Source organism: Rhodococcus sp. 21391 (genome assembly GCF_016772255.1).
In the GTDB taxonomy this organism is placed as follows: domain Bacteria; phylum Actinomycetota; class Actinomycetes; order Mycobacteriales; family Mycobacteriaceae; genus Rhodococcus_F; species Rhodococcus_F opacus.
The window spans coordinates 2609141-2626775 of sequence record NZ_CP063781.1 but is presented as its reverse complement, the minus strand read 5'-3'; the positions used below and the strand labels follow the sequence as shown (position 1 = coordinate 2626775).

The following is a 17635-nucleotide window of genomic DNA, read 5'->3' as shown; positions in this document are numbered from 1 at the left end:
CGACGCTATGCCTCCCGCACGGTTGGGACGACACCGGAGCGGGCGGCGGCGGACCTTGAGTTGGGCTTACTCGCTGCCGAAATCCTTTACGCCTGTGTCATTCCATTTAACTCCGGGCCGCGCTCCGGCGTCCGAGAAATCGCCCCGACCGCTTCGACACAATTGTGTGTCGTCGATCAGACAGCTGGTTCGCCACGGTGCCGGTCAGCTCACGCTCGGCGGTACCCCGAACGCCCGCATCACGACCGCACCCCAGTCCCGCCACATCGGACACGGTGGAGAATCCCGGTGGTCCAGGAACCGGATCACCTCGTCGTCGAACGCAGCCGATGTCGGCAGCGATGAGTGTGCGGCGCGGACCGGGCAGCCATTGCGTTCGACGTCCAGCCGCCAGCCGTGCGGCATCAGTGGAAGATCGGCAGCCGAGGTGATACTCAGAACACGCACCTCCCCGGGCAGCGGCTCGCCGAGAATGGCCTGTGCACTGCCCGCGGTGCCGAGCAGTTGCCGCGCCGCGGGCGTATCGGGGTCGAAGTGGAAGAAGGCGATGTCGGTCGCGGGCGCCGCCCACCGCAACAGGTCGCCGAACACCCTGCCCCGTCGGTCGACGTCCGGAGGCGGAAAGCCGAGCGGTGTTTCCGGAAAGATACCCACCAGCACCAGCACGTCGACCCGCGCCCGACCCGTGGCAACCGCCTCCCACGCGATCCAGGCGGCATGGGAATGTGCGGCAACGATCAACGGCCGCTGCAGGTTCTCGGTCTGTTCGGCAAACAACGCGACCTGTTCCTCGACGGGGCGCTGGGTGTCGGCAGGTTCGTACGGGGCCCCCGATCTGATCGGACACGTCGAGTCGCGCTGAGGCTGCCCGTCGCCAGGGCCGGCGTAGGAGAAGTAATAGACCTGATCGCATTCGTAACCCAGCCGGTGCACGTCCGCCCGGTGGATGCTCCCCTGCCCCGAACGCGAATTGATTCCGGACATGATGAACAGCGAACCGGCCTGTCGTGACCCGGGTTCCGGATCGTCATAGCGTCGTGTCTGAACGAAGACCACCGACGCCACCGTCACCGCGACGAGGACGGCGACGAATGCGGTAACGGGCCGGGTGAGTGGCGCACGGTCCATCGCCCACACTGTCAGCCCTGTCGCCGCAGCCGAGGCCGGCACGAGCAGCACAGTGAGGGCCGGGGCCCGGTCGGCCAGAGCGCCCAGCGCGAGGACCGCCGCACAGTACGGCACCATCACCTCGATCCGCAGGCCGCGACGCCACGCCCGCGCCATCGCACCGCGTAGGGTGACCCCGCCCTGCCACGGGACCGAGCCGAGTATCAGGACCAGCAGCCCGACCAGCGCCACCGCCGGCCAAAACGCCCGCGAGTACAGCGTCGCGTAGGCGGTTGCGTCACCGAGCGTCGCCAAGAGGACGGGGCCGAACGCCACCGCATAGAACACTGCGGCGAAGCGGAGGCGTCGGGCATCGAGTCCACCGAGAAGCCAGGCCATCAGGATGACCCGCACGGCCGACACCACGGCCAGCAACATCAGGAACTGGGGCCACGAGGCGGTACGTACCAGCAGAAGTCGCAGGTCCGCGAACTGATCCAGCGGCGGCAGCGCAACCAGGTGCAGCAGTCCCGGCCAGACGGGAATAATCCCGCTCGCCGCGAGCACGACGACGAGCACCGCGACGGCGGCCAACGGCAACCACCGCGTCCCCTTCGTCGACGTCATATCATTCGCTGTACTCGCTGTTCGCGGTCCGGCACAACCCATGCGGCGACCACGCAGGACACGCTGTCAGGTCCGCGGCCTGGACAGGGCGAGTGCTCGACGGCCTCGCGAACGTGAGTGGTACAGCGCCCGGATGTACAGGTGCTCGTCGGTCATTGCAGCCCTCGCCGCATCGATGCGACTCGGATGTCCTCCCGCCCCTTTCCCCGGCGGTTGGGCAGGCTGGGGTGGCGGCTCGGCTGACCGCTCGACTCCTGAACATGCTTCGGTTCCGGGGCTTCATCCACTCCCCGAACTGAATCTTAACTAGCCGTCACGTTCTCAAACAGAATTATCTGCAGTTCTCTTGGCACTGAATTGGCTAATATTCATACTTGGTTCCGCGATCAAGTGATGCGCCTCACATTCACCGATCGCCGCGACGCCCGTCGCGCACAACAAACACCCACAGGCTCAGGAGCTTTACCCGTGAAGATCGGTATCCCCCGCGAAATCAAGAACCACGAATACCGGGTGGCCATCACCCCCGCCGGTGTCCACGAACTCACCGAACGCGGCCACGAGGTGATCATCGAAGCCGAAGCCGGCATCGGCTCCTCCTTCGCGGATGAGGACTTCAAAGCCGCAGGCGCCCACATCCTCCAGGCCGCCGACCAGGTATGGGACACCGCCGACCTGCTCCTGAAGGTCAAAGAACCCATCGCCGAGGAATACACCCGCCTGCGCCAGGACCAGGTGCTCTTCACCTACCTGCACCTCGCCGCCTCCAAGGACTGCACCGACGCCCTGCTCGCGTCCAAGACCACCGCCATCGCCTACGAAACCGTCATCGGCACCGACGGCTCCCTCCCCCTACTCGCCCCGATGAGCGAGGTCGCCGGACGACTCGCCCCACAGGCCGGCGCCTACCACCTCATGCGCCAGGGCGGCGGCCGCGGCGTCCTGATGGGCGGCGTCCCCGGCGTGCGCCCGGCCAAGGTCGTCGTCATCGGCGCCGGCGTCTCCGGCCGCAACGCCACCGCCATCGCCCACGGCATGCATGCCGACGTCACCGTCCTCGACCTGTCCATCGCCCGCCTCCGCGACATCGACGCCCTCTACCACGGCCAGGTCAAGACCATCACCTCCAACAGCCTCGAACTCGAACAGGCCGTCGAGGGCGCCGACCTGGTCATCGGCGCCGTCCTCGTCCCCGGCGCCAAGGCCCCCACCCTCGTCTCCAACAACCTCGTCTCGCGGATGAAGCCCGGCTCGGTCCTCGTCGACATCGCCATCGACCAGGGCGGCTGCTTCGAGGACTCACGTCCCACCACCCACGCCGAACCCACCTACCAGGTCCACGACTCCGTCTTCTACTGCGTCGCCAACATGCCCGGCGCCGTCCCCCGCACCTCCACCTACGCCCTCACCAACGCCACCCTCCCCTACGTCGCCGCCCTCGCCGACAAGGGCTGGAAAGAGGCCACCGCGACCGTCCCCGGACTCGCCGACGGCCTGTCCACCCACGACGGACAACTGCTGTCCGCCGAAGTCGCTGCCGCCCACGGCTACACCGCTCACACACCGGCCGCCTAGCCTCCGCCGGGGTGCGATTCCTCGACGCGATTGCGACGGCGCAGGCGCGCGGACTCGAACCGGAAGTCGTGCACCTGGCGAACTCGGCGGCCACCCTCACCGACCAGACCTGCATTTCGATCTGGTCCGACCGGGAATCGCCGTCTACGGGCTGACACCGATCCCGAACTGGGGACCTTCGGGCTGATCCCGGCGATGACGGTCCGGACGCGGGTCGCGTTGGTCAAGGAGGTCGCGGCCGGCGAGGGAGTGTCCTACGGGCACGGCTGGATCGCCCCGCGCGACACCGTCGTTGCCCTGCTGCCCGCCGGCTACGCCGACGGAATCCCGCGCGCTTTCGGCGGGAACTTCGACGTGCTGCTCGGTGGCGTCCGACGGCCGGGAATCGGCCGGGTGTGCATGGCCCAGGTGGTCGTGGACCTCGGCCCGGACGGCGGCGGCGTCCGGGAAGGCGACCACGCCGTGTTCTTCGGCAACGGCCGACGCGGCGAACCCGTCGCACAGGACTGGGTCGACCCACTCGGCACCATTCACTACGAGGTGGTCACCGGACTGCGAGGGCGGATCGTGAAGCGATACATCGGCGGTGGCTGAGGCCGGCCACCAGTTGCTGGTTCGGCAGTGTGATCAGGCGTCCAGGTTCACGAGGGCGCTGGACTACCTCTCGGAAGGCCTCGGGGGTGAGGGCGCCGATCGGTGAGCGTGGCTTCCGCGCTGGCGCGGACGCGTTCGATGACGGTCAGCTCGGGCAGGACCACCGGATGCCGAAGTTCCTGGGTTCCTCGACGGCGACGAGAAAGTGCAGGTAGGGGCGGACGTGGTCGGATCCGGTGCCGATGGTGGTGTTCACAGGTTGCCTTTCCGGGTGGCTTGGCGTGGTCGGAGGGGACGCAGGACGTCATGCCGGACAATGAGATTCAAGTATCCTCCGCCGCACCGAGACGGCCTGGAGATCCTCCGTCCCGCCCGTCGTTTCCGACCGAGCGCCCTGTGCGCGCGGTTCGTCGGAATTGTGACCGCATCCCGGGGGATGATCACCTCATGGAACGTGCGGAGGCCGGAAGCCACGGGACGCTGATGACGTTCGACCAGTTCGCGGACATCTTCCGGGACGTCGCCAGCCTCGGCGTCGTCAGAGACGATTTTCACCGGTTCGACGACGTCGTCACCGCGAAACTCTACGACCTGATCCTCGTCGCACAGGAGAGCGCGGCAGCCCAGCACCGGCACGTCGTCGAACCCACCGACCTGCCGATCACCCGAGGGTTACAGGAGAACATCGGATTGTTCCGCGAGCTCGGCCCCGGCCTCCGGGTAGACCCGATCGTCGAGCGACTGTCCGACTACCCGCCCCTCGACGGCATCCTCGCAACCGAAACTCGATTGGGGCTCCCCGACATCACCGGCGGACTCAGCGTCGCCCTCGCGCGCACGTTCCGCACCGTCTACCCCGAGTTGAGAACCGTGCGGGCACGAACCACGCACTGGTCGGTGATCAGTACCCTCGTCGACCTCTATCTCTGACCTCCCAACCACGGCAGGCCACTGCCTCTTCATGCATTCGGAACACACCCCGGGGTGCAGAGATCCACCCCTGGATGGATGGCCGCCCACCCCTTCAGGGGGCGTTGCCGGCCCCCCGTTCCGGCGAAGACTGGTGTTCGTCCACAAGGGACGCGGAAATTCACACACCACACTCAGGAGCAACGCAATGAACTCGACGAAGACACGCATCGCCGCCGTAGCCGCAACGGGCGCCGCCCTCGGACTGGGAATGTTCATGGCCCAGAGCGCGACTGCCGTCGCCGCACCCGCGCAGTCGACGTTCCCGCAAGTCGCCTCCCCCGAGTCCGGACTCTCCCCCTACAAGGTCGACGTCAGGGACCGTATCGGCTGCGCAAACGCATGGCCCATGGTTTCCTGCGACGCCCCCGACGAGGACGTACCCCCGCAGGTGACCCTCGTCGAGCCCGGCACCACCCTGGTCGAGCCCGGCGGCACATCCCTCTACGGACCCGCCGCCGCTTCCGTGAACTCCCAGCAGGCCGCCACCATCCACCAGGTCAACTACCCCCTCGAGCCCGACGACGGGGTGATCTCCCACTCGCTCGATCCGGACATGCCCTGGATCTGACATACGTTCGAGGCCGACTCACGCTCGGTCTCCAGCAGAGTCTCGCGGCCGCCGGTGCCATTCGCGCCGGCGGCCGAGACGTGTGCGATGACGTGTGCCTGCCGCATCTCGGAGTATTTAGAGAGACGAACCATCGATGACATCCGAATCCATGAGGTGGAGGATGAAACAGACCGGTCTCGCTCTGATCGTGGAACGGGTCTCGTTGTGACGGGTCGTTTCAAGCGAATCGACTTCTCCGCAGTTCCCGAGTGAACGTGAGGCGGCCGAGATGACGGCAGAAAACGTGATGGGCGCACAGATCGCCGATCAAGAATGTGAAGACTGCGGCTACAAACCGGAGCTGAAGCGAACTCTGGGCTCCTTTCAGGTGTTCGCTGTCTCGTTCGCATTCATCTCGGTGGCGGTCGGGATCTTCGGCACCTACGACGACGTACTGCGAGACGCCGGGCCGGTGGGGATCTGGCTCTGGGTCATCGTGGCGTTGGGGCAGACCCTCGTTGCGCTGGTGATCGCCCAATTCGCGGCCCGCATCCCACTCAGCGGCTCCTCCTACCAATGGGCCTCGCGGCTGGCCAACCCGAAAGTCGGCTGGTTGTTCGGTTGGCTGACCTTCTGTTACCTGGCGCTCGGCGTGGTGACGGTCGACAATGCGATGGCAAGCTCCGCACTCATGCCACTGTTCGGCATGCAGCCGGACGAGGGCACCGCGCGCGTGATCACGCTCGTCGTGGTCCTTGTTCAGGCGGTGCTCGTCGTGTTCTCCACGCGCCTCGTCGGCTTGATCACGTCGGGCGCGGTGGGGCTCGAACTGGTGATCGTGGTGGTGCTGGCGATCGGGCTCTTCGTCGCTGTGGCGATCTCGGGCGAGGGCTCGGTCGGCAACCTCACCTCGCGCGGTATCACCGAGGGCGCCCCCAACTATTTCGCTGTCGGCGGCGGGTTGATGGCTGCGATGATCATGGGGCTCGCCACACTCGTCGGCTTCGACTCCGCGGCGAATATGGCTGAGGAGGCCAAGGATCCGTTTCGCAGCGTCCCGCGCGCGATCGTGGGATCGGTCGTGGCGGCGGCGGTGCTGGGACTGGTGTTCCTGATCGCGCTCACGATCGCGATCAAAGATATCCCCCGGGTGAGCGACAGCGACACGCCGGTGGCGGCGATCCTGCGCGATCAGCTGGGTCCGGTGATGGAGAGGTCGCTGCTGGTCGCGATCGCGTTCGCATTCTTCGGCGCCGGGATGGTGACCCTGGCCACCTGCTCGCGGATGGTGTTCGCGATGTCGCGCGACGCACGTTTCCCTGCTCACCGGCTGATGCGTCGGGTCAATCCGCGCACGCAGACACCCATTCCGGCGACCATCCTGATCGTCGTCGTGGGGGTCGTCCTCATGGCCGTGCTGCCGGGTGGCGCCCTGCTGGAGTTGCTCACGGTAGGGACGGTCATCTCGGCAGTTCTCTACGGCGCGATAATCGTCCTCTATCTGGCGGTGCGAAGACGACTGGATCGGAAGGCGGGTGCGTTCGATCTCGGGCGCTTCGAGTTGCCGGTCGCGATCAGCGCGCTGGTGTGGTCGGCTGTCGTGTTGTTCGTGATCGTCTCGCCCTCGACTGCTTTGACCTCGATCCTCATTGCGGTCGGCTTGCTCGTCGCAGGCGGGTTGTACTTCGGCTACCTGTTGCTATTCAAACGCGAGGTACTGGACACCGAGCCAGGAGACGCCGATGTCTTCTCACACTGACCGACAGGTCAAGCCCCTGACTGCCGGGACCACCATGCTCACCGGTGACGTGGTGCGTGCGGGCGACTCCGGTTACGAGGCGGCGCGGGTCGGCTGGAACCGCCTGTATTCCCGCTACCCCGAAGCCATCGTGTTCTGCTGCGACACACAGGACGTGGTCAACGCGGTCCGCTGGGCACGCACGGAGGGGATCGCCCTGCGTGCCCGCAGCGGTCGCCACAGCCTCGAGGGCTGGTCGTCGATCGACGGCGGGCTGGTCGTGGACGTCAGTCGGATGAAGAGCATCGTGATCGACGAAACGGCGCGCACTGCGACGGTTGGGACGGGGCTGACGCAGAAGGAGACGGTCGCGGCGCTCGGGCAACGCGGCTTCGTCGTTCCGACCGGCTCGGAGGGCGGCGTCGGTCTCGGTGGGGTGATTCTCGGGGGTGGCTTCGGGCTACTGACCCGAAGCATGGGTTTGGCCTGCGACAACCTACTCACAGCGGAGGTCGTGGTAGCCGACGGCTCGCGCTCGGCGAAGGTCGTGGAGGCGACCGAGCACAGTAACTCCGACCTGCTGTGGGCGTGCCGTGGTGGAGGCGGCGGCAACTTCGGGATTGCGACGTCCTACACGTTGAGGCTGCACGAGCTCTCGAACGTCACATTCCTGGTCGCGAGGTGGACCGGTCACGGCGAGCTGGGCGCCCTACTTCGCGCGTGGCAGCGCGACGCGCCGGTCGCCGACGAGCGGCTGACCAGCGCGCTCGAGGTGGATTCGACCGCGGTCGAGCTGTCTGCGCTGCTGTACGGCGGTTCATGGCGAGAACTCGAGGACCAACTGCGCCCGCTGCTGACGATCGGCGACCCCGACGTGACTGTGACGGAGGACGCCTGGCCGACCGTGTACGGCGACGTCGACAGGGGCCCGGATGACGTCGCCCTCTGGAAGTTCTACTCGCAGTTCGTCACCCAGCCGTTCCCCGACGAGGCGATCGATCTGATCGTCCACTACATGGGCAACACGCCCAGCCCGCCGAGCAATTTCTTCTGCACGAGCTTCGGCGGGGCCGTACGGCATGCGCCGCCCGGCGGAACCGCGTTCCCTCACCGCGACGCACTGTTCTACTGCGAGCCGGGTGCCGCCTGGAACGACCCCGCCCTGAACTCGACGGCACTGGGCTGGGCGGCCGACTTCTGGCGCGCGTTGCGCCCCTATGGTGACGGCGCCTACGTCAACGTGCCCAACGCCGCCGCGGCGGACTGGGAACGTGAGTACTACGGCTCCCACCGCGAGCGGCTGCGCGAGGTGAAGGCCACCTACGACCCGGAGAACGTGTTCAACTTCGAGCAGAGCGTGCCCCTGTCACCGGCTGACCCGTCCCGCGTCCTACCCTGGGGCGATGGCGGTCAACCGGAGTCGCAGGGCCAGGGGCGCGCGTAAACGCAAGCGTCGGATGGAGAGTGTCGAGCACGATCTCACCGCCGAGCAGTGGAGTGCACTCACCGAGGCGTGGGGCGGCTGCGCGTACTGCGGCGCGACCGACAAGCCGCTGCAACGCGACTGCGTGCAGGCACTGTCCCGCGGCGGGCGTTACACCCTCGACAACATCGCCCCGGCCTGCGGCTCGTGCAACGCCAGTAAATGCAACGACGAAGTCACCGGCTGGCTGCGGCGCAAGCGGCTCGACGAGCGCGCCTTCCTGTTGCGTCACATCGAAATCAAGACAGCACTCGCGCTGCGGTTCCCCACGCAACCGGGCACCGAACTCGAGGCGCCGGAAATCACCGGCCCGTAATCGCAGACCCGTGTGACGACCGCGTCTACTACTTGGTGCCGAAGAGTCGGTCGCCGGCGTCCCCGATGCCGGGCAGAATGTACCCGTGCTCGTCGAGTTGGCGGTCGACGGCGGCGGTGTAGATCGGGACGTCGGGGTGCGCCTTGTGCAGGGCGGCAACGCCTTCGGGGCAGGTCAGCAGGCAGACGAACTTGATGGATTTGGGACCGCATTCCTTCAGCCGCTCCACCGCCGCGACGGCGGAGTTGCCGGTGGCCAGCATCGGGTCGATCACCACCACGTCGCGCTCCAGCAGATCGCCGGGCATCTTGAAGTAGTACTCCACGGCTCCGAGGGTTTTGGGATCGCGGTAGAGACCGATATGGCCGACGCGCGCACCCGGCACAATTGTCAGCATGCCGTCGAGGATGCCGGTACCCGCGCGCAGGATGGAGACGAAGACCAGCTTCTTGCCGTCGATGACCTTGCCGGTCGTGAATTCCAGCGGTGTCTCGACGTCGATCTCCTGCATCGGAATGTCGCGGAGGACCTCGTACGTCATCAACGCGGAGATCTCGTTTGCCAATCGTCGAAAGCTGTTGGTGGAAGCATCCTTACGGCGCATCATCGTGAGCTTGTGCTGCACCAGCGGGTGGTCGATCACGTGTACCGTGCCCATGTATTCGTCCTCGTTTCGTTCTAGAAGACCGTGCCGTCGCTGACGACGTTCAGCGGCGGCAGCCCACCACGCGAGCGCTGTGCCAGCGCACGGCCCGCCGCCCAGGTGCCGCCCTCCAGGACGCAGGCCAACGGCATCGCTCGGGAATCCACGCCCAGACGTGCGCGCACCAGCGGGGCCAGCTCGTCCAGGAGCGCTACCGTCAACGCGCGCCACTCGACCACCAATTCGTCTCCCGCCGTCCAACTTTGCGCAGCCCACGCCGGATCGTGCAGGCGGAGCACGCCGGTGTCGAGAAGCAGACCGCCGTTCCGGTACTCGGGCAGGCCGGTCAGCTCGTCCAACCCGACCACCTCGACACCGGCCCACTGGAAGGGCTCGAGCAACGAATAGCTCAGCCACTGCGACAGTTTGTGAAACGGCATCCAGCCCTGGGTCAGGCCCGGACCGGCCACCGCGCCATGGCGCCAGCAGTCGCCCAACGGCTCCGCGCCGATGGCGTTGCCCGCCGGCCAGATGCCCGACAGCGACGTCAGGAGCTGCGACAGGATGTCGTGGGCGGCGACCGTCGCCGGGGCCGCACCCTGCGGGGCGGCCAGAAGGTCGAAAAGGCCACCCGGCCGACCCTGCGGACCGAACACCTCGGGCTGTGCGGAGAGCGCCTCGCCCAGCCGTCGCAGCAGCAGCAGGCGCCCGTCGAGGCCTACCAGCGGATTGGACGGGCCGGCCTGGAACACCTCGGCCAACCGGTCCGTGTCCAGACCACGCAGTCCTGCCGCATCGACCTGCAGCGGGTACGCCGCGTCGCTCGAGAACAGGCCGCCCAGGAACGCGTGCCAGCTCGCGACGCCCAGCCCCTCGGAACGGGCGAAGCGCTGCCCGCCGGCAACCTCGTGGTAGTGCCAGTCTGGTCCGGCTCCTGCATCGAGCAGCACGCTGACCACGGCCAGGTCGATCATGGCGCGGGCGCGGCCCGGTCCATCCAGCGCGGTCAGCCGTGCATCCAGCTCGGCTTTACGGTCGACGCCGCCGGCTTCGAAATGGCGCCAGCGGCTGTGGTACGGGATCTTCAGGTCTGGATAGCGGGCACGCGTGACGTCGGCGACCTCGGCAGCGGTCGTCTGCAACGCGTCGTCGTCGACGTCGAACCAGAGTGAATCGCCCTCGCGGGCACGGGACAGCAGCTGTCGCGCGCGCTCCCGCACGGCCGACGTGGTACGCAGAGCCGCGACCGCGCCCTCGGCCCGCCCGGTATCCAGGGCAGGACCGACGCCGATCACGCTCATCCGTCCAGCTCCCGGCCCTTGACCTTCGCCAATTCGTCAGCGTCCGGCACCGCCCCCGGGGTGAAGTAACCGGCGGCCATCTTGGCATCGATCTCCACTCGCGCGTCGGCCGGGATCAGACCCGCGGGGAGGTCCACCCGCTCCACGACCTCGATACCCGAGCCGGTGATGGCGTCGTACTTCATGTTGCTCATCGACACCAGACGGTGGATCTTTCTGACGCCCAGCCAGTGCAGCACGTCGGGCATCATTTCCTGGAAGCGCATGTCCTGCACGCCGGCCACGCATTCGGTGCGGGCGAAGTACTGATCGGCCGTGTCGCCGCCCACTTGGCGCTTGCGCGCGTTGTAGACCAGGAACTTGGTCACCTCGCCGAGCGCACGGCCCTCCTTGCGGGAGTACGCCACCAAGCCCACGCCACCGCGCTGCGCACCCTGGATGCACTCCTCGATCGCGTGCGTGAGGTACGGGCGGCAGGTACAGATGTCGGAGCCGAAGACGTCCGAGCCGTTGCACTCGTCGTGTACGCGTGCGGTGAGCTCCACGCCAGGATCGGCAAGATCACGAGCGTCGCCGAAGATGTACACGGTCTGACCCCCGATCGGGGGCAGGAACACCTCGAGGTCCGAGCGCGTCACGAGTTCGGGGTACATGCCGCCGGTCTCCTCGAACAGCACGCGGCGCAGATCCGTCTCGCTGCAGTGAAAGCGCTCCGCCACACCCGGCAGGTGCCAGACGGGCTCGATGGCCGCCTTGGTGACCAGCGCAGCACCGCTGGGCAGCAGGAAGCGGCCGTCCGGGTACAGGCGACCCTTCTGGATGGCCTCCATGACCTCCGGCAGGATCACGTGCGCCTTGGTGACTGCGATGCTGGGGCGGATGTCGTGACCGGCCGCCAACTCGGCGGCGAAGACCTCGGCCACCGTGGCACCCCACGGGTCCAGGCTCACGATCTTGCCGGGCTCGCTCCACTGCGGGTACGGGCCGATGATGTTCGTGGGGGCGGTGTTGGTGAGGTCGGCCTTGTGATGGCGCGACAGCGCGCCCGACGCCACCGCCAGTGCCCGGTAGATGCTGTACGAGCCGCTGTGCGTTCCGATCACGTTGCGGTGGGCGCGGTTGGTGGTGGTGCCGACCACCGGTCCGCGCTCGGACGCCGTGGGTGCTCCCCAGCGGATCGGCAAGGCCCCGACACCGCCGCTGTGTGAGGTCAATCGGATGTGGCCGCCGGCAGAGTCGGGCGTGGCGGCGACGGATTCAGCGGACATGGCGTTCCTCCGTTAAGGAAGGCCCGGCGGCACGGCATGCCGCCGGAACGTGTCTCCGGCGCCGGATGCTGCCGACCACCGGAAACCGAAGCATAACCACTCTGTCGCCACAATGTCGTGTGGCGAACACGGGGACCCGTCCAGGCGATCCGGCAGCATGAGCGAACCGACTCGCGAGGCCCATCCTTCGCAGGTCACCGGCGTCATTCGCGCGTTCTGAACTGCCAGGGCCGACCTCAGGCGGACCGGCCCGCCGTCGTCGCGCAGCACCACCAGCTGGCCGATCCCATCGCGCGCGATGGGTTGGCGCCGACGAGCGGAAAGCCTCGAGGACCTGGGATAGTGTCGCCGAGGTGACGAAGAATCGAGCGCGAACCGTCGACCTGCGAACCCAGATCGAGGCGGACGACGTCTTCGCGCGTGGCGACGCGTTGCAGGCCACCGTGCCGTCGAGTGCGCACGGGAGCACCGCGGTCGGCGCTGGACGGCCGGATGTGCTCGATTTCGTCGAGGCCAGTAACCAGGGGAGGCTGGCGCATCTGATTCCGCTGCGAATCGGTCGAATGATCGCCTCCCCGTTCGCGTTCTTCCGCGGCGCCGCCGGCCTGATGGCGGCCGACCTCGCCACCTCTCCGGTCACCGGATTGACAGCGCAGTTGTGCGGTGACGCCCATGCGGCCAACTTCGGCCTGTACGGGACACCGGACGGTCAGATCGTCATGGACATCAACGATTTCGACGAGACCCTCCCCGGCCCGTGGGAGTGGGATCTCAAACGCCTCGCCGCGAGTCTGGTCCTCGCCGGACGTGAAGGCGGTGTGTCCGAGAACGGTTGCATCGAGGCCGCCGAAGATGCCGTCAAATCGTATCGGCGCACCATCCGCGATCTCGCCGAACTGCCATTCCTTCAGTCCTGGAATGCACTGCCGGACAAGTCGGTGCTCGAGCGGGCCAAGGCCGACGCCCTGCTCGACGACTTCGACAAGGCCGCGCAGAAAGCGCGACGCAATACCAGCGAGAAGGTGGCGGCGAAGTGGACCGCCCACCTCGAAGATCACGAGACCGGGATCCGCCGGCGACGGTTCATCGACGACCCGCCGGTCCTCACCCACGTCGACCGCGCAACCGCCGATGCCGTGACCGATGGTCTGGAACTCTATGTCGAGTCATTGCGCGAGTCCCGCAGGAACCTGATCGCCCGATTCGCCGTGGCCGACGTCGCGTTCCGGATCGTCGGAACCGGCAGCGTCGGTCTGCGCAGCTATATCGCCCTGCTGCACGGTAATCGGGACGAGGTGCTCGTACTTCAACTGAAACAGGCCCGGCCGTCCGCACTGTCGGCGTTCCTACCGGTCGACGAGCCGAAACACGAGGGCAAGCGGATAGTGCACGGCGCCCGGCTGGTGCAAGCGGAATCGGACATCCTGCTGGGCTGGACGACGATCGACGGCCTCCCCTACATCGTGCGGCAGTTCCGAAATCTCAAAGGGGACATCGATCCCACCGGTCTCGAGCAAGACCATCTCGACGACTACGGCCGGCTCGCCGGCGCCCTGCTCGCGCGTGCACATACCCGCTCGCTCGATCCGCGGGTGCTCGCCGGTTACTTCGCCGGCGACACGGAACTGGACGAGGTGATCGGGCGGTATGCCGTCAGCTACGCCGATCAGACCGAAGCCGACCACGCAACACTGGTCGCCGCGGTGAAATCGGGGCGAATCGCCGCCGAGCCGGCCTGATTCGGCACGCAAGCACCACGAGCAGCTGGTGGCGAAACCGAGAGAGGCCGCCACTCCCCAAGACACGAGGCGCAGGTGCACCTCGTATCCACCCGAGCCGAAACGCCTCGGATTCGTGAGTGTGAGTGGCGACCTCTTTCGTCGCAACGAGAACGTACCTCGCACCTCTGACATGATCTGCACCGAACTACTTGTTCCGACGCCGACCCCATCAATATTCACTGGATTCTGCGGCGGCAGAGCGCCGGCGCCGCCAGATCGTCCACCGGACGGACAGGGCAAGCACACGCGGCACGACGAAATACACCGCGGTCGGAACGACGACACCGGTGAGCGACAAAGCCCGCAGCCAGGTCGGCCAGGTGGCCGTGATCGGGCCCGACAAGGTCATGACGGTCATGCCCACCGTGACGAGCGGGAAGATGGACACCCAGGTGACGACCACCCGCAAGTGGATGGACGGGGCCCCCAGCGGCATGAGATCCCGAGGGCGCCCGTCGGCACGTTCCGTTCGTGGAGGCCGGCGCTTCGTGGTCGTCGGAGCGAGATGTTCGACCACTGTCGATGCGAGAGCAAGAGATTCCATCCTGAGTAGCCCTTCTCGTAACCCCAACTATTCAGTTGCCGTTCGACCGTAGGGGCTGGACATGCGGATTGCAACCAGACAGTTGGAGTTGTCGTAGGATGCAGCCGTGGCGTGGGATACCGAACGAACCAAGCGACTTCTCATCGAGGCCGGAGTTGCAGAATTCAGTTCGTTCGGTCTGGCCGGTGCTCGTGTCGATCGGATCGCCGAGAAAGCAGGCGTGAACAAAGAGCGCATTTACCAGTACTTCGGCAAGAAGGAAGCCTTCTTCAGCGCGGTCCTCGAACATGAACTCGCAACCACGCTGGCCGCTGTCGAACTGTCCGGTCACGGGGTCGCCGCCATCGCCGACTACGCCGGTCGCCGATTCGACTACCAGCGCGAGCACCCCACCTTCACCCGTCTGCTGTTCTGGGAGGGACTCGAACTCGAGGCACCTGTCGCGGAAGCATCGCGACAGAAGCACGCTCAGGCGATCGTCGCCAGCGCACGGGAAGCTGTCCCCGAACTTTCCGAGAGCGACGCCCAGGAACTGCTCATCACCGTGATCACGCTCGTCGACGGCTGGGTAGCTCTCCAGACCGCAGACCGGCTGTTTTCGACACCTCTTCCGCGTGGTCGCGACCGGGACGCGCGCCGACGCGATTTCATTGTGATGACGGTCGAGGCCGCCACGCGGGCCGCACTCACCCGAACCCCGTCGGCCCGGACCCAACTCGCCGCCGGCTCGCCGCGGATGGGTGATGCGGGTTCCGCATTGCGGTCCACCCGAGCGAATGGAGCTGGCAAGGCCTAATCATGGTGTTCGGGTGGCGGTCGGTCACTGCGGAGTGGCCGCTGGTGATACCACCGGTCTCCGTCGCGGTGCTGGGCCTGACGTGGGGCCGAGACATCGGCACCGTTCTGGTGCTCGTCGTGGCGGTGGTGCTGGTCGGTGCGGTGCTGGCTGCCGTTCATCACGCCGAGGTGGTTGCGCACAGAGTCGGCGACCGTTCGGATCGCTGATCCTCGCTGTCGCGGTCACCGTCATCGAGGTCGGATTGATCGTGACGTTGATGATCTCGGGTGGCCCGGCGACGGCCTCGCTTGCCCGCGACACGGTATTTGCTGCGGTGATGCTCACCGTCAACGGCATCATGGGGTTGTCGCTGTTCGTCGGCTCACGAAGGTACGGGTCGCGCTGTTCAATGCGAAGGTACCGGCGCGGCACTGGCGACCGTGGCGTCACTGGCTACCTTGAGCCTGGTGCTGCCGACCTTCACGACGAGCCGGCCGGGCCCCGAATTCTCCTCGGCTCAATTGATATTCGCGGCAGTGGCGTCGCTGGTTCTGTACGGGATGTTCGTCATCACCCAGACCGGACCGCATCGGCACTTCTTCCGGCCCGTCATCGCCGACGAACCTGTGAGCGTCGACGACCGGAACGCCGCACCCCCGACGGGCAGGATGGCGGGCATGAGCCTCGCCCTACTGGTGCTGGCTCTGTGCGCAGTCGTGGGATTGGCGAAGATCGAGTCCCCAGCGATCGAGGACGCGGTCGCGGATGCCGGATTGCCATAATCCATCGTCGGCGTGGTCATCGCACTGCTCGTACTCCTGCCGGAAACCCTCGCCGCGGTGCGGGCGGCGCAGAGAAACCGGATCCAGATCAGCTTGAATCTCGCCCTGGGATCGGCGATGGCCAACATCGGGTTGACCATCCCCGCCATTGCAGTCGCCTCGATCTGGCTGGACGGCCCACTCCTGCTCGGTCTCGGTCCCACCCAGGTCGTGTTGCTCGCCATCACCGTGGTGGTGGGCATGCTGACGGTGGTCCCCGGCCGTGCCACCCGACTCCAAGGTGGCGTCCACCTGGTGCTGCTGGCTGCCTACGTGTTCCTTTCCGTCAACCCTTGACCATCGCCCGGCGCGTCACCGCTCGCGGAGTCATCACCAGCGAACCTTCCCGATATGCGGTCGGGTAAGTTTCCGCGCATGAGAACCGCATCGTGGGTCAGCGCGGCGGCTGCGGTGCTGTTCGGTGCCACCACTGCCGCAGCGTGGCGGAAGGCAACCCTCGCCGATCAGGCCAGGCGCGAGGCCGAGGCTGCGCTGGACGCGGCGCTCGAGCAGGTCACCGCGTTGACCCGGATCACCGAAGCCGCGCAGCGAGCATTCCCACAGCCGCAGGACGTCCAGTTCGAAGTCCAGCGGATCCGCGGACCCGTCGACCGGTTCCGGCTCCGCAACGTCGGAACCGGTACCGCCAACGACGTGCGATTCATCGTCGATCCCGCCGAGGAGCAGAACCGTCGGATTCCCACGCCGCAATGGCTGCAGGAGGAACCCGTGACGTTGCTGCCGAAGGAAGGGGCCGATTTCGCCGCGAGCGCGTTGTCTCCCGTGGGCGGCTCGTGGCGAATAGTCTTTCCGGCCTTCGTCACCGTGATCTGCGACGAAGCCGGCCCTCCACGACGGGTGGATCTGCCGACCGCTGTCGTTGCCGAAGACGGCGTGATCGGCTGACTCTCCGAAACCTGCACCCGGCGAACAACGGGGCCGTCAGCGACTTCCCTGTCCCAGACGGTTCCCGACGCGATCGAACCACTCGAGTACCGCACGTTCGTACACGATCCCGAAGTCCAGTGTGGCCAGCGCAAATCGGTTGGATCCGTGCACTGCGGCCTCACGCTCGTATTCGGCGAGCTGACTCTCGTGCGCTGCACGGTGCGAGTGCAGCATCGCGGCCAACCTCTCGGGCGGAAGGTGCGCGCCGAACGCGACGGTGAGCAGCATCGGATAACGGATGTTCTCCGGGCCGGGGTCGCGCTCGATCCACTCCGCGAACGCCCGGCGACCGTCCTCGGTGAGCGTGTACGGCTTGCGCTCGCGGGCGCCTCGCTCCCCCGCCTCAATCAACCCGGCACGCTCCATCGCGGCCAGCTCCCGGTACACCTGGCTGGTCGTGATCGACCAGAATTTGCCGATGCGTTCCTGTGCGGTCACCACCAGGTCCCATCCCGTCTTGGATCCCTCGTGCAGGAATCCGAGGAGCGATGCCGCAGTGGCGTTGAGGGGGCGTTCGGCCATGGCACGGTCCTTCGCGCAGTCGGGGGTTGACATTCCACTGTGGCATATCGATCATGGTATAAGCGAC

At 66.8% G+C, this 17635-nt stretch carries 15 protein-coding genes and 2 pseudogenes; 11 read left to right on the top strand and 6 right to left on the bottom strand.

Annotated elements, in window-relative coordinates:
- Nucleotides 1-204 precede the first annotated feature (204 nt).
- Nucleotides 205-1734, bottom strand: a complete 1530-nt coding sequence (locus GO592_RS12315; RefSeq protein ID WP_172650773.1) for a hypothetical protein — start codon at nucleotides 1732-1734, stop codon at nucleotides 205-207.
- Nucleotides 1735-2202: 468 nt separating this feature from the next.
- On the opposite strand from GO592_RS12315, the gene ald reads away from it, so the two are divergent.
- The 7 genes and pseudogenes from ald to GO592_RS12280 all read left to right on the top strand — a co-directional run bounded on the left by ald (nucleotide 2203) and on the right by GO592_RS12280 (nucleotide 8962).
- Nucleotides 2203-3309: an alanine dehydrogenase gene (gene ald / locus GO592_RS12310; RefSeq protein WP_202715173.1), complete on the top strand. Its 1107-nt coding sequence runs from the start codon at nucleotides 2203-2205 to the stop codon at nucleotides 3307-3309.
- A 20-nt stretch (nucleotides 3310-3329) separates the two neighbouring features.
- Nucleotides 3330-3903: pseudogene (locus GO592_RS12305) on the top strand (alanine racemase C-terminal domain-containing protein); the annotation flags it as partial.
- Nucleotides 3904-4350: 447 nt separating this feature from the next.
- Nucleotides 4351-4833, top strand: coding sequence for a DUF1931 family protein (locus GO592_RS12300; RefSeq protein ID WP_172650775.1), 483 nt, complete (start codon nucleotides 4351-4353; stop codon nucleotides 4831-4833).
- A gap of 187 nt (nucleotides 4834-5020) precedes the next feature.
- Nucleotides 5021-5443 carry a hypothetical protein gene (locus GO592_RS12295; RefSeq protein ID WP_172650776.1) on the top strand — a complete coding sequence of 141 codons (423 nt, stop codon included), beginning with the start codon at nucleotides 5021-5023 and terminating at the stop codon, nucleotides 5441-5443.
- A 271-nt stretch (nucleotides 5444-5714) separates the two neighbouring features.
- Nucleotides 5715-7184, top strand: a complete 1470-nt coding sequence (locus GO592_RS12290; protein WP_172650777.1) for an APC family permease — start codon at nucleotides 5715-5717, stop codon at nucleotides 7182-7184.
- Nucleotides 7168-8607, top strand: coding sequence for an FAD-binding oxidoreductase (locus GO592_RS12285; protein WP_237737217.1), 1440 nt, complete (start codon nucleotides 7168-7170; stop codon nucleotides 8605-8607). The genes GO592_RS12290 and GO592_RS12285 overlap by 17 nt, the downstream gene beginning before the upstream one ends.
- Nucleotides 8608-8620: 13 nt before the next feature.
- Nucleotides 8621-8962: an HNH endonuclease gene (locus tag GO592_RS12280; RefSeq protein ID WP_005575223.1), complete on the top strand. Its 342-nt coding sequence runs from the start codon at nucleotides 8621-8623 to the stop codon at nucleotides 8960-8962.
- A gap of 28 nt (nucleotides 8963-8990) precedes the next feature.
- Here the strand turns inward: GO592_RS12280 and upp are convergent, their stop codons facing one another.
- From upp to GO592_RS12265, 3 genes are read right to left on the bottom strand one after another with little or no spacing between them, the layout of a single operon-like run.
- Nucleotides 8991-9620 (bottom strand): uracil phosphoribosyltransferase, encoded by a 630-nt coding sequence (upp, locus tag GO592_RS12275; RefSeq protein ID WP_005253200.1) that lies wholly within the window; start codon nucleotides 9618-9620, stop codon nucleotides 8991-8993.
- Between the two features lie 20 nt (nucleotides 9621-9640).
- On the bottom strand, nucleotides 9641-10906 hold the full coding sequence (locus GO592_RS12270; RefSeq protein WP_172650778.1) for a URC4/urg3 family protein: 1266 nt from the start codon (nucleotides 10904-10906) through the stop codon (nucleotides 9641-9643).
- The gene (locus GO592_RS12265) at nucleotides 10903-12174 is read right to left on the bottom strand and encodes a GTP cyclohydrolase II (protein ID WP_202715172.1); all 1272 of its coding nucleotides are present in this window, start codon (nucleotides 12172-12174) and stop codon (nucleotides 10903-10905) included. The genes GO592_RS12270 and GO592_RS12265 overlap by 4 nt, the downstream gene beginning before the upstream one ends.
- Nucleotides 12175-12527: 353 nt before the next feature.
- Here GO592_RS12265 and GO592_RS12260 point away from each other — a divergent pair, with 353 nt between their 5' ends.
- Entirely contained in the window at nucleotides 12528-13913 is a 1386-nt protein-coding gene (locus tag GO592_RS12260; RefSeq protein WP_172650780.1) for a DUF2252 domain-containing protein, read from the top strand.
- 211 nt (nucleotides 13914-14124) lie between these two features.
- Here the strand turns inward: GO592_RS12260 and GO592_RS12255 are convergent, their stop codons facing one another.
- On the bottom strand, nucleotides 14125-14391 hold the full coding sequence (locus GO592_RS12255) for a hypothetical protein (RefSeq protein ID WP_065491257.1): 267 nt from the start codon (nucleotides 14389-14391) through the stop codon (nucleotides 14125-14127).
- Between the two features lie 214 nt (nucleotides 14392-14605).
- Here GO592_RS12255 and GO592_RS12250 point away from each other — a divergent pair, with 214 nt between their 5' ends.
- The 3 genes and pseudogenes from GO592_RS12250 (at nucleotide 14606) to GO592_RS12240 (ending at nucleotide 17004) form a co-directional block, all read left to right on the top strand.
- Nucleotides 14606-15295, top strand: coding sequence for a TetR/AcrR family transcriptional regulator (locus tag GO592_RS12250; RefSeq protein ID WP_172650781.1), 690 nt, complete (start codon nucleotides 14606-14608; stop codon nucleotides 15293-15295).
- 2 nt (nucleotides 15296-15297) lie between these two features.
- A pseudogene (locus GO592_RS12245) lies at nucleotides 15298-16395 on the top strand (calcium:proton antiporter).
- A gap of 78 nt (nucleotides 16396-16473) precedes the next feature.
- Nucleotides 16474-17004, top strand: a complete 531-nt coding sequence (locus GO592_RS12240) for a hypothetical protein (protein ID WP_237737216.1) — start codon at nucleotides 16474-16476, stop codon at nucleotides 17002-17004.
- A 36-nt stretch (nucleotides 17005-17040) separates the two neighbouring features.
- Here the strand turns inward: GO592_RS12240 and GO592_RS12235 are convergent, their stop codons facing one another.
- Nucleotides 17041-17568: a PadR family transcriptional regulator gene (locus tag GO592_RS12235; RefSeq protein ID WP_172650783.1), complete on the bottom strand. Its 528-nt coding sequence runs from the start codon at nucleotides 17566-17568 to the stop codon at nucleotides 17041-17043.
- Nucleotides 17569-17635: the final 67 nt, after the last annotated feature.